This is a genomic window from Collimonas arenae (assembly GCF_000786695.1).
GTDB classification, from domain to species: domain Bacteria; phylum Pseudomonadota; class Gammaproteobacteria; order Burkholderiales; family Burkholderiaceae_D; genus Collimonas; species Collimonas arenae_A.
Genome location: NZ_CP009962.1, coordinates 1,440,290 through 1,454,639, shown reverse-complemented (window position 1 = coordinate 1,454,639; position 14,350 = coordinate 1,440,290). Strand labels below are relative to the sequence as shown.

The window sequence follows — 14,350 nt, the reverse complement described above, 5'->3', positions numbered from 1 at the left end:
AGTATCGTGCAAAGCGATACTTGTTGCAAGCAGTAAAAACAAATGCCCTTTTTGATGTGCTTGTTGCCTTGCCAGCCCATACCCTTACAGGAGAACTTCGATGTCTCAATCAAGCGCTTTGAGCAATAACCGCCGCCACCGCTGGAAAGTGCTGGGCGTTGGCGTCGCCGCCAACGCCAGTTTTTCAGCCGCTTTCAGTGGCATTCCGACAACTGCCGTCCTGATACGCTCCGGTTACCATTTAGGCAATGCTGAACTGGGCCTGGTATTGGGCCTGATGGGCCTGGGCATCGCGATCAGTGAATTGCCCTGGGGCCTGCTGACCGACCGCTGGGGTGACCGGCCGGTGTTGTTGACCGGCCTTGCCGCCACCGCGGCAGCACTGGCGCTGATGGCGCTTTTCGTCGCGCCGGTCGCCGGCTACGTTCCGGATTTGCCGCTACTCGCCGCCGGCTTGCTGGTGGTCGGCCTGCTGGGCGGCAGCGTCAACGGCTCCAGCGGCCGCGCAGTGATGACCTGGTTCGGCGAAAGCGAACGCGGCATGGCCATGAGCATACGGCAGACCGCCGTGCCGCTGGGCGGCGCCACCGGCGCCCTGATCCTGCCAAGCCTCGCCGCCCATCTCGGCTTTGCCGCGGTGTATGGCGTGCTTGCCCTGTTCTGCATGGTGACCTTGTTTTTCACCTGGCTTTGGCTGCATGAACCCTCTCCAACAATGCTAGATAAAACACCAAGCCACGCAAGCAAACCGCTGCTCCCAGGACCAGCCCCGTTAAAAGATCGCCAGCTGTGGAGTATCGTCATCGCTATCGGCATCCTTTGCGCACCGCAGTTTGCGATACTGTCCTTCGGCACGGTGTTTCTGCACGATTTCAGTCATGCCGGCATCGCCGCCATCACCACCGCCATGGCGACATTGCAAGGCGGCGCGATGATCATGCGAGTCTGGAGCGGCCGCTGGACCGACCGCAACCGTAACCGCCGCGAATTCCTGCGTTTCTGCACCATCTCAGTTGCGGTTGCTTTCGCTGCACTCGCCGCACTAGTAGCGGCAGCTGGCCAGTTGCCTGCGGTTTCTCCGCTCATGGCGACGTTGCTGATCGTGATGCTGGTAATTACCGGCGTTAGCGTGTCTGCCTGGCATGGCGTCGCATATACCGAGCTGGCAACGATAGCCGGCGCCCGCAACGCCGGCACTGCGCTCGGCATGGCGAACACCAGCGTATTTGTCATGTGCTTCCTGACCCCGCTGACGATCCCGCATATCCTGACGCTCGCCAGTTGGTCGGGGGTGTGGTTATTGGGAAGCGTGCTAGCGATGATTGCGCTGCCGTTTTTTCCGAAACCGGTGCAAGCGACGCTGGTTTGCCAGCAGGTTGCTTGAGGAAAAAGCGCAGTCGAGAAATACAGAGGTTGTTTAATTCGGGCTGTATTTCTCAAACGGTACAGGCGGCTTCACCTTACCGCTTTCAACGCGCCGGTTTCCCAAGACAAGCGCATCGGCATTGGGATCATTGCTATTGTTCATGACCCAGTTTTCGCTGATGCGCTTGTAAAAAATCCAGTCATGCATTTTGGGTTCGTAGCGGAATGTTATGTAGTCGGTCCAATGCGCGCCGCAAGCGACGCTGTTTTGTACAGTGAAATAATGATTCTTGATTGCCAGGCCATCTTCGCCATCTTCAAACGGATCGCACTGCCCTCCGTCGTTAACGGCGAAAATGACGTGATCGTTACGCTTGGCTAGCGTGTAGCTGCCATCGGCATTCTGGACAAACAACATGAGCGGGCGACGCGGGGCTTTGCCTGTTTTATCGGCGATGGCTTTTTCATCGGCTTTATGTACCGCCACCAGGAAGTCTTCCAGCTTATCGTCATTCAGCTCCCCACCCTTGAAAGAAAGCACGGAATATCCAGTCGGGATTTGCTTGAGGATGTTGTCCGGCAAAGATCCGGCCCGGGCAGTGGCTAGCACCACAAATAGCGCGGCGAAAAGAAAAGCATGTTTTGTGCAAGTCATGAGCAAGAGCCTAGCTTTCGTTGATATTGATAACCGCCTCGATCCTATGGCCATCCGGATCCACCAGGAAAGCCGCATAGTAGTTGTCGCCATATTCCGGGCGCAAACCGGGCGCACCGTTATCAAACCCGCCAGCCCGCAATGCAGCAGCATGAAAAACATCGACGGCGGAGCGTGACGACGCGGAAAACGCCAGGTGAAAGCCTGGCCCTGGAGGCGCAGCATCTGGGTGAAGCTTGAGGCAAAGCAGATCCTGGCCATCGATCAGGCCATAACCTACAGCGGTCTCATCCTCGAACACGCGGCGGAAACCCAGCGCGCTAAGGGCTGCGTCATAGAATGCGCTTGCATGCGCAAGATCGCGAACGCCCAGTGAAATATGATGAAGCATGTTTGGCCCATGTAAAATATGCAAGCTCGATTTGTGTGCTTGCCTGCACGATGATCTTAACCTGCCGCGCCTACTAATATTTGATTCATATCGTGATATCCATCCGCCCGTCCCGACCAAGCGATTTCCCGCGTACCTTCGACATCTGGCATAGCGCCGTCAAAGCTACGCACGACTTTCTTTCTGAGGCAGATTTTCGGGCACTGGCCGTCATTGTCAGAGACAGATATCTTCCCGAGGCCGAGCTCTGGATTGCTACGAACGACCAAGATCAGGCTATGGGTTTTATGGGAATAACAGAAAAGAATATCGATACATTATTTGTTCACGCCGAAGGACGCGGAGCGGGGTTTGGAAAGGCGCTAATACAACATGCTATTTCTCTGCAACCGGAACTGACCGTCGATGTCAATGAACAAAACAGTGCGGCACGCGGTTTCTATCTGCACATGGGTTTTGTTCAGATGGGCCGGTCGGACCTTGACAGCGAAGGCCGCCCCTATCCGTTGTTGCATCTTCGCAGCTCTGCGTCAAAGAATTATTGATGTTGCACTCGCAGCCAATGAGAGAAGCTACGCAGGCGCTTAACAAATTCATCAGGAATACCATGCGTACCGTTCGCTTCAGCTAGAAAATAGCTGATGGAATCCGCCATGGCCGGATACGACTTCAAAAATAAATCCACATAACTGTTCAAATTCTGCGGCCAGGATTGTTCGCTGTCTGATCGTAAGATATTCGTCGCTCGAATCAGCTTTCGTGCTGCAGCCCGCTTCAAATGTTGAACTTCGATCTGATCGGACGCGTTTTCAATTTGCCCGGCGTAGCCATTCAGCACTTCATCGAAATCGCCATTGACAGCCAATGCAATCGCTTTGGACGGCTTGAATAGCGCGAAGCTGGATGCCAGATCGGTTCCCCAAATGCAGCGGCAATGATGTTTGAGCCAGTATCCCCAGCTATCCGCCATATGGGGAGCAGTAACGTTTGCCAGAACGCCTATGTCGAAATCTATTTTGACGACCTCGGGATGGACATCTTGCAGAATTCGACGCATGGATTTGATCAGCCGATCCTCGTCGACTGACGCCGCCTGAAACAGCACTATTGTCACGTCAAGATCGGCGCTGCGAATAACCGCGTCGCCATGGGCAATGCTGCCGTACAAATAGATGCTATGGATTGAATTTCCGATTTGGCTACTTAGCGTCGCGATCACATCGTCGACCAAAGCCTGGAACTCTGGCTGGACCGTCTCATTCCTCACAGTCAGGATGAACCCGAGTTCGTCAACGCCCTCATGCTTCAACACTTGACACCTCCGACGCGACAAAAGCTCAGTGTGCCAAGATTATCAATATCTGCCAAGGGCAGCTTTACCGTTTTCAGCTAGCTTGCGGACCTGTTTTGTGCCGATGATAAGTAAGCGCCGCAGCGATACATAGCTCCAGTACGTCAACCGGAACGACATCATTTTCTTCGAAGTAGATACAGCGGTTTCCTTCGAACTTGAAATCGTCCGGGAACGCTGTACGAAACGAAGCAATCAGATCAGTCTGGCAGTGGAAGTAGATCCCGTATTGCGTTGGGTTGGATTTTTTCCAGGCAAGCCGAATCGTAGTCCCGCTCTTGCTCTGGCTGGTGAGATAGGCAGGCTCGCCCCACCTAAGGGTCTCTTCAAGTTCGCCAACGCCTTCCGCATTTGCCGCCGTATCGAAAATAAGCTGGCGCAATGCCAAAAGTTTGCGCCGCATTATCTGTGGATAGGTATCAAAGGTCCGCGCTACAGCAACGTTCTCGATCGGCTTCATGGGTATCCCAGAATTCCAGATACAAATAGTTTAACGACAGGCAGACAACAAGTCGGCCAGCTGCTGTTAAAGCACCGCAGCACCCACCAAACCGCTCACCACGCCTACCAGCACAGTCAGCAACGCCACCACCACCAACACCTTGCCATCAAAGTCCTTGCGCAGCATCAGCAGCGACGGCAGGCTGACGCTCGGCAAGGTCATCAGCAATGCCACTGCAGGCGCCATCCCCATGCCCAGCGAGAGCATGGTCTGCACGATAGGAATTTCAGCCGCCGTCGGAATCACGAACAGCATGCCGACAATCGCCATCGGCACTAGCCAGAGCAAGCCGTTGCCCATGGTGCCGTCGACATGGGGGAACAACCAGACCCGCGCTGCGCCCAGCACCAGCACCGCCAAGACATAAACCGGAATCGTGCTCCAGAACAGTTGCCACAAGGTGCGCGTCCAGCGTGTCAGAAAATCTGTCTGATCCGTTACACTCGCAGCGGCCACGGCGTCCAAAGCTGCCTCAGGTACTTGCTCCGGACGGGAAATGCGCTGGGCGATCATGGAAACGCCTAGCACCAGCACAACGCCTGAGACCAGGCGCAAGGCGACGAACCCCCAACCCAGGACGAAGCCCATGAACAGCAGCGTCGCCGGGTTCAGCACCGGATTGGCGATCCAGAAGGCCAGCGCGGCGCCTACCGAAACCTGCTGGCGCCGCATGCCGGCGGCTAGCGGCGCGGCGCAGCAGGTGCACATCATTCCGGGCAAGGCAAACAGGCCGCCGCGCAAGACCGAACCGAAGCTACTGCCGCCGAACAGGCGCAGCAGCCAGTCGCGCGGGATCAGCACTTGCAGCAGTGAACCCAGGATCACGCCCAGCACCGCAGCTTTCCATATCGCCAGGAAATATACTTTGGAGTAGCTCAGCGCGGCAGTGAGCGGCGCGCCGGGACTATCGTTAAGAATCGAGGCACCTATACTGTGCTTATCGGCGGCGACAAAAGACTTTAAATAGTACGGCGACCATTTGACGTAATACAGGCCGACAACAGCGACCAGTACAAACAAGGCCGGCTTCCACCAGAACGACCAGCCTCTTGCGGGTGATGGAGAAGAAAGAGTGTTCATGGCGAAGTCATGGGTAGTTGAAAATAACAGCGCATCATAACTCAAGGTAACTATACCCAGCATAACTATGCCAGGCTTCCGTTTGCAACCAGTATCGCCTCCCCGGCCGAACGGTTCAAGCGGCGCACAAGGCCGTGACGAACTCCAGGAATGCAACCACCTTGGCTGGCGGCAAATGACGCGATGGATACAAGGCGTACAGAGGGAACTGTTCATCGCGCCAATCCGGGAACAGTTCGACCAGCCGCCCTTCCTGCAAAGAGCGCTCGACCCCGAGTTCAAACACCTGCGCAATCCCGTGCCCTGCTTCGCACACGCTATACAGCGTTCCGGCATCGTTGACGGTGAGCCGGCCTTTGCCGGCGAGCGTGATGCGTGCGGCGCCGCGATGGAACTCCCAGGGAAACGGGCGGCCCGATATAGAATCGCGGAATTGAATGCAAACGTGCTGGCCACCATCCAGTTCAGCCGGCGTCTGCGGCCGGCCATGCCGTTGCAGATAAGCCGGCGCGGCAACCGTCACCACCCGAGTCTGCAGCAACTTCCGGGCGACCAGCGACGACGAGGCCGGATGGCCGAATCGCAACGCCAGATCGACGCCATCCGCAACCAGGTCACCGAGCTGGTTGCTGGTGAACAATTCCAGTTGCAGATCTGGATAGCGCGTCATGAACCGGTCCAGCGCGGGACCGAGGATGAGGCGGGAGAAATACGGATCGATATTCACCCGCAAGCGCCCGCGCACCGATTTGGCGCTACCGGCAGCGTCATCGGCAGCCTGCTCCAGACTGGCCAGCAAAGGCGCAATCTCTTGATACAGACGACGCCCTTCGTCAGTGAGCGTGACCGAGCGCGTAGTGCGGTCGAACAGGCGGATGCCCAAGCGTTTTTCCAGACGGCTAATCGCGCGGCTGACGCCAGAGGGCGTCATGGCCAGCGTCTCGGCGGCTTGCACGAAACTGCCACCATCCACCACCGCCGACAACACCGCCATGCCGCCGACCAGATGTCCATCGAAACTCATTGATGACTCCGCGTCATTTATCCAGTGATACTCATGCTATCGGAGAATGACATCCCGCGCTGCATAATTCTCCTCAACACGACAAACGTCGTCTTCACCATGAAACAGGAGAGAGAACATGTATGCAATCACCGGTATCAGCGGCCAGGTCGGCGGCGCGGTAGCCCGTACTTTATTAGCAGGGGAACATGCCGTACGCGCCGTGGTGCGTAACGCCGACAAGAGTGCGCCTTGGGCAGAACGTGGCTGTGCGGTCGCATTGGCGGATATGCACGATGCAGCGGCGCTGCAAGCGGCGTTCACCGGCGTCGAGGGAGTATTCGTCCTGTTGCCGCCGAACTTTGCGCCCACGCCCGGATTTCCGGAGGTGCGCCGCATCCTGACCGCCGTGCAGCAAGCGCTGGCGGCGGCCCGGCCCGCCAAGGTGGTGTGTCTGTCGACTATCGGGGCTCAGGCAAGCCAGCCAAACTTGCTGAACCAACTGCAAATCATGGAACAGGAATTGAGCCAACTGGACCTTCCCATGACATTCCTGCGACCAGCCTGGTTCATGGAAAACTCCTTGTGGGACGTGGCCCCGGCGCGTGACAGCGGCGTAATCCCGAGCTTTTTGCAACCGCTGGACAAACCGGTGCCGATGATCGCTACTGCCGATGTGGGGCAAGTTGCAGCCGAGTTGCTGCTGGAACAATGGCAGGGCAAGCGCATCGTTGAACTGGAAGGACCGGAACGGATCACGCCAAATCAGATTGCCGCCGGCTTTGCCAAGCTCTTGGGCAAGCCGGTGCGCATGGAAGCGGTGCCGCGTGAAAATTGGCGCGCGATCTTCAGCGCCCAAAATCCTGCAGATCCTGAACCGCGTATGCAAATGCTGGACGGCTTTAATGAGGGCTGGATCGAGTTCGCCGGAACTGCGCGCAAAGGCACGGTAAGGCTGGAGACAGTTTTGAAGGATTTGCTGGCTGCACAAGCCGGATAAATTGACCGGTGATTTGCCCGGGCAAAAAAAAACCCGCCTGACCTTGCGGTAGCGGGTTGAATCCAAACCTTAGGAGGTGTTGGAGGAGACAGGTGTAACTATATGGCAGTGCAGCATCCATGTCTGCTTTATTATTTATATAACAGATATAGATTAATCACATATCTTCCAGGAAAATCAAATCGGCCCGCGATCGATCCGCTTACTGAGAATGATCGAGGTCGAAGTATGCCGCACGCCTTCCATGGTGCCGATCTGGTCCAGCAAGCGATCCAGTTCATCGGTCGACTGGCAGCGCAAGGTCAGCATATAGTCGATCACGCCGCTGACCGCGCATAAGGTCTCCACCTGCGACATTTTCTGCAACTGTTGCACCAAAAGTGGTGCATTGCGGGAATCAATCGAGATGCCGACATAAGCGCGCACCGCCGGCTGATACAGCTCAAGGTCCAGACGCACGCCGTAACCGGCAATCACGCCCTTCTTTTCCATCGCCGCCAGACGTGCTATCGCCGTAGTGCGGGCGATGCCGACGCGCTTGGCGACTGTGGCCATGGAAAGCCGCGCATCGTCCATCAGCAAGGCCAGGATTTTATGATCGACTTCGTCGAGTTTCTCTCTCATTGCGACAATCCATCTCAAATGTTCGTCAAATTGTATCGTTATTATACATTTTGACGACTATCTACACTCTATTATCTGACTTTGCTTAAATTTACAATGGTTGCAGCAGAACAGCAGCGGCATTAACCATATATGACTAGGACTTACGCAAAATTTCGCCAGCAAGGCATGCCGACGAAGATAGTACGAAGGTACAGCTAGGAGGCATAACGCCGCTGGCGGAATTTTGCGTAAGTCCTAATAACCAAGAGCGAGCGACGACATGACTACCAAACTGATACTTCTAGGCGCCGGCAAAATCGGCGATGCCATCCTCAACCTGTTGTCGCATACCGGCGACTATATCCTGACCGTCGCCGACCGCGATCCGCAACGCCTGGAATATGTAAAGCAAGCCGGCTTTCCCAACGTTACGACTATTTTGGCGGACATCTCGCACGCGCCTACCGTGACCAAACTGATCAGCGGCCATGACGTGACCCTGTCGGCCTGCCCTTACTTCTTGACCCCGGTCATCGCAGCAGCGGCAAAGGCGGCGCATTCGCACTATTTCGACCTGACCGAAGATGTCGAAAGCACCCGTTTCGTGAAGTCGATCGCCGATGATTCGACGACTGCCTTTGTACCGCAATGCGGCCTGGCGCCAGGTTTCATTTCAATCGTAGCAAACGATGTGGCGAACCGCTTCGAGACTTTGCATGATGTGAAAATGCGCGTAGGCGCCCTGCCGACCTTCCCAAGCAATGCGCTCAAATACAATCTGACCTGGAGCACCGACGGCCTGATCAATGAGTACTGCAATCCTTGCGAAGCAATTGTCGACGGCACCTTGCGCGAAACCTCACCGCTGGAAGAACTGGAGCATTTCTCGCTGGACGGCATCGATTACGAAGCCTTCAACACCTCGGGCGGCCTCGGCACCTTGTGCGAAACCTGGCAAGGCCGGATCCAGAACCTGGATTACAAGACCGTGCGTTATCCCGGGCATCGCGACATCGTCAAGATCCTGGTGCGCGACCTGCAACTGGGCAAGCTGGAACGTCGTCCGATCCTGAAGGAGGTATTGGAAACGTCGATCCCGATCACCAAGCAAGACGTGGTGTTGACTTTCGTTAGCGTCAGCGGCATGCGCGATGGTCGTCTTGAGCAAGAAACCTATGCCAAGAAGACTTACAGCCAATACGTGAACGGCCAGTTGCTGTCGGCAATCCAGCTGACCACTGCAGCAGGCATTTGCGCGATGGTGGACCTGGTAGTGACAGGCGTGTTGCCGCAAAGCGGTTTCGTGCGTCAGGAACAAGCGACCCTGGCCGATTTCCTGGGTAATCGTTTCGGCCAGTACTATGCCAGCCACGTCCCTGCACATGGCGGCTTTGCACCAGCCAGCAATACCGATTTCAAGCAATTGAAAGCGGTTGCTTAAGCTAGTCGCACATCAAGGTATTTAGTAAAAAGGCCGGTATGACTCATAAGAGTCATACCGGCCTTTCGTTTAACAGTCGGATAGATTAAAAAGCCATCCGAGCGCCAACCGAGAACACATTGTTGACCACGCCACCTTTCCCGAATTGCGCATCGTAATTGCCGTACCAACTCCACTTGTTGCTCACCGTAGTGGTCATGCCGATACCAGCCCAACCGCTATTACGCGGCAGGCCGATGCCTTGCACGGTGAATCCGGCGGTCGGCGCCGCGACGAAAGCGGCGTTGAAATCCAGGTTGCCGCTGTTGAAGCCATGCTGCCAGGCGCCGTAGGCTTGCAGGTTGCTATGGCCGCCGAACCAGTCAAACCTGGTATCGCCACGCAAACCCAGCACGCTCGCGGTTTGTTGATAGATGCTGCTGCCTGCGGTCAGGCCGAATGCGCTGCCTGCCTCGGTAAAACCACCACGCTTGAGACGATCGTAGCTGATGCCGGCAAACGGCGTCAGCGTCGATGTCGGCGACAGCTGACGCACATAACCGGTTTCGGCATAGGCGGAAATCATGTTGTCGGTGTGGCTGGCGGAGAGGCTGTCGGTTTCGCTGCCAAGGAGTGCCGTGCGATTGATTTTGCTGGTGATGCTGGCAATGCCGGCGCGGCCGGATACATAAACGCCGTCATTGGTCAGCGCATAGCGCCCATACAAGGAAAGGCTGGTGTTCTGGCTGTCAGAGGCGCCGCCAAAACGATTGAAATTGGCCTTGCTTTCCGAATAGGACATTGCCGCGCCGACGATCGCCTTGTCATTCAAATGCTTATCGAAGCCGAACTGGCCACCCCAGGTTGAGGTGTCGGCAGAAGCATAGCCGGATTGACCAAGCTTGCCGGTGGCGCCAATCACGCTGGCCCACAAACCGGCCTTGGCGCCGCTTGAAATAGGACTGCCCAGCAACGACAAGCGGTTCGACAAATCGCGATTGATTGCTTGCGATTGCTGGAAAGTCAGTGCTTGCGAAGAAGCATAGATCTGCCCGGACAAGCTATCCAGCACCTGACCGGCGGCGGCAATATCCGGAGTAGCTTGCAACGCCGCGGCGCTGTTCAGAAAGGCTGCATTATTGCCGCCGGTGTTGCCGCTGGCGACCATCGCGTCAGCCGCCTTCAACCCTTGTTCGACGTTAGCCGCACTGCTGGTGCGCGTAGGGTCGGCGGCAAAAGCTTTGGCTGCTACAGCCTGCACATTATTACGGGCAATGGTCAGGTCGACCTCGTTCGCCGTGTAGCCCAGCGTCGCGCTGAGAAAAGTACCAGGATTGAAAGCGGTGCCATCGTGTTCGAACGAAACATCCTGGAATACGCCGGTGACGCCATTGGCTGCAGTCAGCACTTTGCCTTTGACGCCGACCTGCTGCGCCACGTAGCCGGACGGATCGCTGCTGCCGGCCGGTGTTGTAGCGACCAGATGCGAATTGCCGAGCGCCGCATTGCCGCCCACAGTCAAGGTTGAATTGAACTGATTGGCCAACACCGAACTGGCGGTCGCCGTGTAATTGCCGTTGATCGTCATGCCGGCGCCTGTGTTGCTGAGACGGCCGTAGTTGAACACGCTACCGCCGACGCGGCCACCGGCGCCGGACAAGATTCCGGCGGCGTCGATGGTAACCGCAGTCGCCACCGCGCCGGTGACATTGAGCGTGCCGTTCAAAATCTCAGTGACGCCGCTGTAAGTGTTATTGCCGGCCAGGGTCAGCGTACCGGTACCGTCCTTCAGCAAGCCTGCGTTGCCGCCGATATCGTTGCCGAAGGTGGAACTGACCGCATCAAACTTGGCGGTAAAATTACCGCCCAGCGTCAGCCGGGTGTCGAACAGGGCCGGGCCGCTGGCGGCCTTGCTAGCGTTCAGCAAACCCCAACCGTAGGTCGCGGTGTCGCCCATGCTGGTGGCGGTCGACAAGATAGTTTGACGGATCTGGTCGGCGCTCATCCAAGGAAACGATTGCTGCACCAGGGCTGCCGCGCCGGTTACCGCCGGCGTCGCAAACGAGGTGCCGTAGACACGGCCGCCGGTAGTCGCCGAGATGAAATCGCCAGGCGCCGCCAGGCACCAGTTGGCAGCTTCGCCGCAACGGTTCGAATAACTGGAAATTACGCCAGGTGTGGTATCGCTGCTGCTATACCCCTGCGCACCGCCGGCGGCGTTCACCGCCACAACCGCCAGCCAGCCTTTTTGCAAATCCGGATACAAGGACGGCAAACCGGCGGTCAGACTTGGATGGGCGCTGCTGTCGTTGCCGGCGGCCCAAATGAACAAGCCGCCTTGCGATACAAAAGGCTGATAGATATTGTAGAAGGTCGGACCGTTGCCGGCCGGTGTGGCGATCGACCCGAAGGCATTCGACTGGTTGAAGATGCGTGCGCCCTTGTTGTACAAATCCTGATAAACCGGACTGGTGAAAGACACGTTATCGCCGCCGGTGCCGACTGCGGCGCCCAGCATGCTGACCGATGGCGCCACGCCATAACTGCTGCCGCCCAAGGCTTCCGCCACTTCGGTGCCATGCGGATTGCCGGCGCCACCACTGCTATATACGGTCTTTGTCAGGCGTCCACTCAAATCCGGATCCGAGGCATTGAAATCGGTATCGACTATCGCCACAGTGACGCCGGCGCCGGTGATGCCGCGCGCATGGGCTGCGCTGGCATTGCTCGGGTCACTTGGATTAAGGGGCGTCGCCGCTGCCGGCGTACTAGTCGCCGGACTTGGCGTGGTCGACACCGGCGGCTGCCCGCCGCCGGGATTACTTGAACCGCCGCCACCGCCGCCACAGGCGGATAGCATGGTCATGACGGCGATAGAAACGACCGACAAAGGAAAACGGCTTGTGTGTTTGCTTGTGTGTTTGCGATCCATGGATTTCACTCGAGGTATTAACTTACGGCAAACACAGTATGAAAACAGCCGTACTCTCAGTGTTTTGCGCCAAATTACTTGATCAAAAAGTGTTTGCACAATACCGGCGGCGCAACGTCGATACAATGCAAGGCTGGCATTAAATGCTAAAAAAATGAGCAGTCGTTACAAAAAAACAGTATGCAAGATCGTCATCTTTAGCCAAAAATAGCAAGTAGTTATCAATAAATAGATGCAACTTGGCAATTGAATGTTAATTTTGATTTTTTTACCTAGCTTGGTTATCTCTTTTACCAATAAAAAAGCCGGCGTCATTTTCAGCAATGCAGCTACCGAAAATGACGCCGACTTCTTTTCACTACTTGACCTGATGCACAGGGCCGATTTCGAACACACATCAATGCGCGCCGCGATCAACCTGTCAAAACCGCCTTCCAGGCCGCAGCCTGCCCAAGAAAATGTCCGACATCCAGCACTTCCATTTTTCCACCACGCTGCAACGCAAAAGTAGGAAAACCCTGGCCACCCATCTGGTTCAACAACGCCCGGCTGTCCGCGATATGGGCTGCAGTAGCCGCCCCACTGAGCTCTGCATACCGGCCATCGAACGCAGTTGCATCAAGGCCTGCGTCAGACGCCAGACCACGCAACACCGCAACATCAGCCACTCGCAAGCCTTGCACATAATGCGCAATCTGAATCCGATCCAGCATTTCCAAAGCCCGCCCCGCCAATGCCTCAGCCGCCAGGATCGCGGTAATCGGCGGCGCGGAATCGAATATCGCCGTGGTATCCAGCAACAGACCGTTAAAGTAGCCGTCGCCAAAAACCTGCCCGGTCATCGCCGCAATCCGGTGATCGTGCTGCATCACGTAGTCGCGCAATTGCGCGCTGACTTGCCGGCGACTGCTGCCGGTCATCATGCCACCGCCATGCAACTTGATGGCAACGCCGTCGATTTCCCGCGCCGCCTTCAGCAACGGTGCAGCGCCGTAACACCAGCCGCATAGCGGATCGTAGATGTAGTGCAGCACCGTACCGCTAGTTGCTGCCAGCGGCACGACATCTGCGCCTTCGGCAACGCCGGGAAGCGAGCAACTGGCGTCGTCGCAACCGTCGCCTTTCATCCGTTTCTCTACCATTTCATTTCACCTTTGCTGACCTTGGCGCCCAGTTCCAGCGAAGAAACGCCATCCAGATTCGGATAATGCTTTTTCATCGCGTCGATCAGCGCCGCGGAATCCTTGGCCTTGCCGGTTTCGGCTTCATAAGTTTTCAGGTAGTCCTTGGTGAAACGCACCGATTCGATGTTTTGCGGCGCACCAGCGCTGAAATGGCCTGGCACCACGACTTTCGGATGCAGGGCAGCGATCTTGTCGAGCATCTTGATCCATTGCTGACGCGAAGCCAGGGTCTGGGTATCGGCAGTCCAGACATGTTCATTGCCAACCACCAGCACGCCGCCGACCACGGCTTTCAGGGAAGGAATCCAGACAAAAGTACGGTCCGGGCTGGCGCCGTCAAGGCCGATGACTTCCAGCTTGCGGCCTTCCAGCGTCAAGGTGCTGCCCTCCAACGGCTCCGGCACGATCAGTTGCTTGGGCGCGTTTGCGCCTAGTTTAGGACCCCAGAACGCCAGCTTGCCTTCCATGGTGGCCTTGATATGGGCAACCACCGGCGCCGGCGCTAGGACCTTGGCGTCCGGATAGGCTGCCTTCAGCACTTCCAGGCCAAAGTAGTAATCAGGATCGCCATGGCTGATGTAGATAGTGGTCAGTTTCTTGCCGCTGTCTTGTACCTTCTTCAGCAATTGCTCTGCATTGGCGCGGTCGAACTGGGCATCGATAACGATGGCGTCGGTATTGCCGGTAATCAGCTCGGAAGACACAGGGAAAATACCGTTAGCGCCCGGATTGTAGATTTCAAGTTTCAAGGGCTGCGGCGCTGCGGCGGCGGCAGAGCCAGCGATCATCAGGCCAGCGGTAGTTGCCAGTAGCGAACGGATAAAAGTGCGTTTCAGCATTGCAATCTCCAGAGTGAAGTGA

At 56.7% G+C, this 14,350-nt stretch carries 14 protein-coding genes; 4 read left to right on the top strand and 10 right to left on the bottom strand.

What is annotated here, in order from left to right:
• Positions 1-100 precede the first annotated feature (100 nt).
• Entirely contained in the window at positions 101-1,384 is a 1,284-nt protein-coding gene (locus tag LT85_RS06575) for an MFS transporter (protein WP_038486766.1), read from the top strand.
• 33 nt (positions 1,385-1,417) lie between these two features.
• Here the strand turns inward: LT85_RS06575 and LT85_RS06570 are convergent, their stop codons facing one another.
• Positions 1,418-2,074, bottom strand: coding sequence for a hypothetical protein (locus LT85_RS06570; protein ID WP_156117450.1), 657 nt, complete (start codon positions 2,072-2,074; stop codon positions 1,418-1,420).
• Positions 2,031-2,411 carry a VOC family protein gene (locus LT85_RS06565; RefSeq protein ID WP_038486762.1) on the bottom strand — a complete coding sequence of 127 codons (381 nt, stop codon included), beginning with the start codon at positions 2,409-2,411 and terminating at the stop codon, positions 2,031-2,033. Before LT85_RS06565 ends, LT85_RS06570 begins: the two co-directional genes overlap by 44 nt.
• A 92-nt stretch (positions 2,412-2,503) precedes the next feature.
• Here LT85_RS06565 and LT85_RS06560 point away from each other — a divergent pair, with 92 nt between their 5' ends.
• On the top strand, positions 2,504-2,956 hold the full coding sequence (locus LT85_RS06560) for an acetyltransferase (protein ID WP_038495262.1): 453 nt from the start codon (positions 2,504-2,506) through the stop codon (positions 2,954-2,956).
• Here the strand turns inward: LT85_RS06560 and LT85_RS06555 are convergent.
• The 4 genes from LT85_RS06555 to LT85_RS06540 form a co-directional block, all read right to left on the bottom strand.
• Positions 2,950-3,723: a nucleotidyltransferase domain-containing protein gene (locus LT85_RS06555; RefSeq protein ID WP_038486759.1), complete on the bottom strand. Its 774-nt coding sequence runs from the start codon at positions 3,721-3,723 to the stop codon at positions 2,950-2,952. The genes LT85_RS06560 and LT85_RS06555 overlap by 7 nt on opposite strands.
• Positions 3,724-3,796: 73 nt before the next feature.
• Positions 3,797-4,222, bottom strand: a complete 426-nt coding sequence (locus LT85_RS06550) for a DUF1801 domain-containing protein (protein ID WP_038486756.1) — start codon at positions 4,220-4,222, stop codon at positions 3,797-3,799.
• Between the two features lie 66 nt (positions 4,223-4,288).
• Positions 4,289-5,344, bottom strand: coding sequence for a permease (locus tag LT85_RS06545; protein WP_038495259.1), 1,056 nt, complete (start codon positions 5,342-5,344; stop codon positions 4,289-4,291).
• Between the two features lie 115 nt (positions 5,345-5,459).
• Positions 5,460-6,368, bottom strand: a complete 909-nt coding sequence (locus LT85_RS06540; protein ID WP_038486753.1) for a LysR family transcriptional regulator — start codon at positions 6,366-6,368, stop codon at positions 5,460-5,462.
• A 118-nt stretch (positions 6,369-6,486) separates the two neighbouring features.
• On the opposite strand from LT85_RS06540, the gene LT85_RS06535 reads away from it, so the two are divergent.
• The gene (locus LT85_RS06535) at positions 6,487-7,347 is read left to right on the top strand and encodes an NmrA family NAD(P)-binding protein (protein ID WP_038486751.1); all 861 of its coding nucleotides are present in this window, start codon (positions 6,487-6,489) and stop codon (positions 7,345-7,347) included.
• Positions 7,348-7,524: 177 nt separating this feature from the next.
• On the opposite strand, the gene LT85_RS06530 is transcribed toward LT85_RS06535, so the two are convergent.
• Positions 7,525-7,971 carry an Lrp/AsnC family transcriptional regulator gene (locus tag LT85_RS06530; protein ID WP_038486747.1) on the bottom strand — a complete coding sequence of 149 codons (447 nt, stop codon included), beginning with the start codon at positions 7,969-7,971 and terminating at the stop codon, positions 7,525-7,527.
• A gap of 262 nt (positions 7,972-8,233) precedes the next feature.
• Here LT85_RS06530 and LT85_RS06525 point away from each other — a divergent pair, with 262 nt between their 5' ends.
• Positions 8,234-9,394 (top strand): saccharopine dehydrogenase family protein, encoded by a 1,161-nt coding sequence (locus LT85_RS06525; RefSeq protein WP_038486744.1) that lies wholly within the window; start codon positions 8,234-8,236, stop codon positions 9,392-9,394.
• An 85-nt stretch (positions 9,395-9,479) separates the two neighbouring features.
• Here LT85_RS06525 and LT85_RS06520 read toward each other — a convergent pair whose 3' ends face one another.
• The 3 genes from LT85_RS06520 to LT85_RS06510 all read right to left on the bottom strand — a co-directional run bounded on the left by LT85_RS06520 (position 9,480) and on the right by LT85_RS06510 (position 14,328).
• Positions 9,480-12,305, bottom strand: a complete 2,826-nt coding sequence (locus LT85_RS06520; protein WP_038486740.1) for an autotransporter serine protease — start codon at positions 12,303-12,305, stop codon at positions 9,480-9,482.
• Between the two features lie 413 nt (positions 12,306-12,718).
• Positions 12,719-13,447, bottom strand: coding sequence for a DsbA family protein (locus LT85_RS06515; RefSeq protein ID WP_253273683.1), 729 nt, complete (start codon positions 13,445-13,447; stop codon positions 12,719-12,721).
• A complete protein-coding gene (locus tag LT85_RS06510; RefSeq protein ID WP_038486737.1) occupies positions 13,441-14,328 on the bottom strand; it encodes an MBL fold metallo-hydrolase in 888 nt (295 codons plus the stop codon). The genes LT85_RS06515 and LT85_RS06510 overlap by 7 nt, the downstream gene beginning before the upstream one ends.
• Between the last annotated feature and the right edge of the window lie 22 nt (positions 14,329-14,350).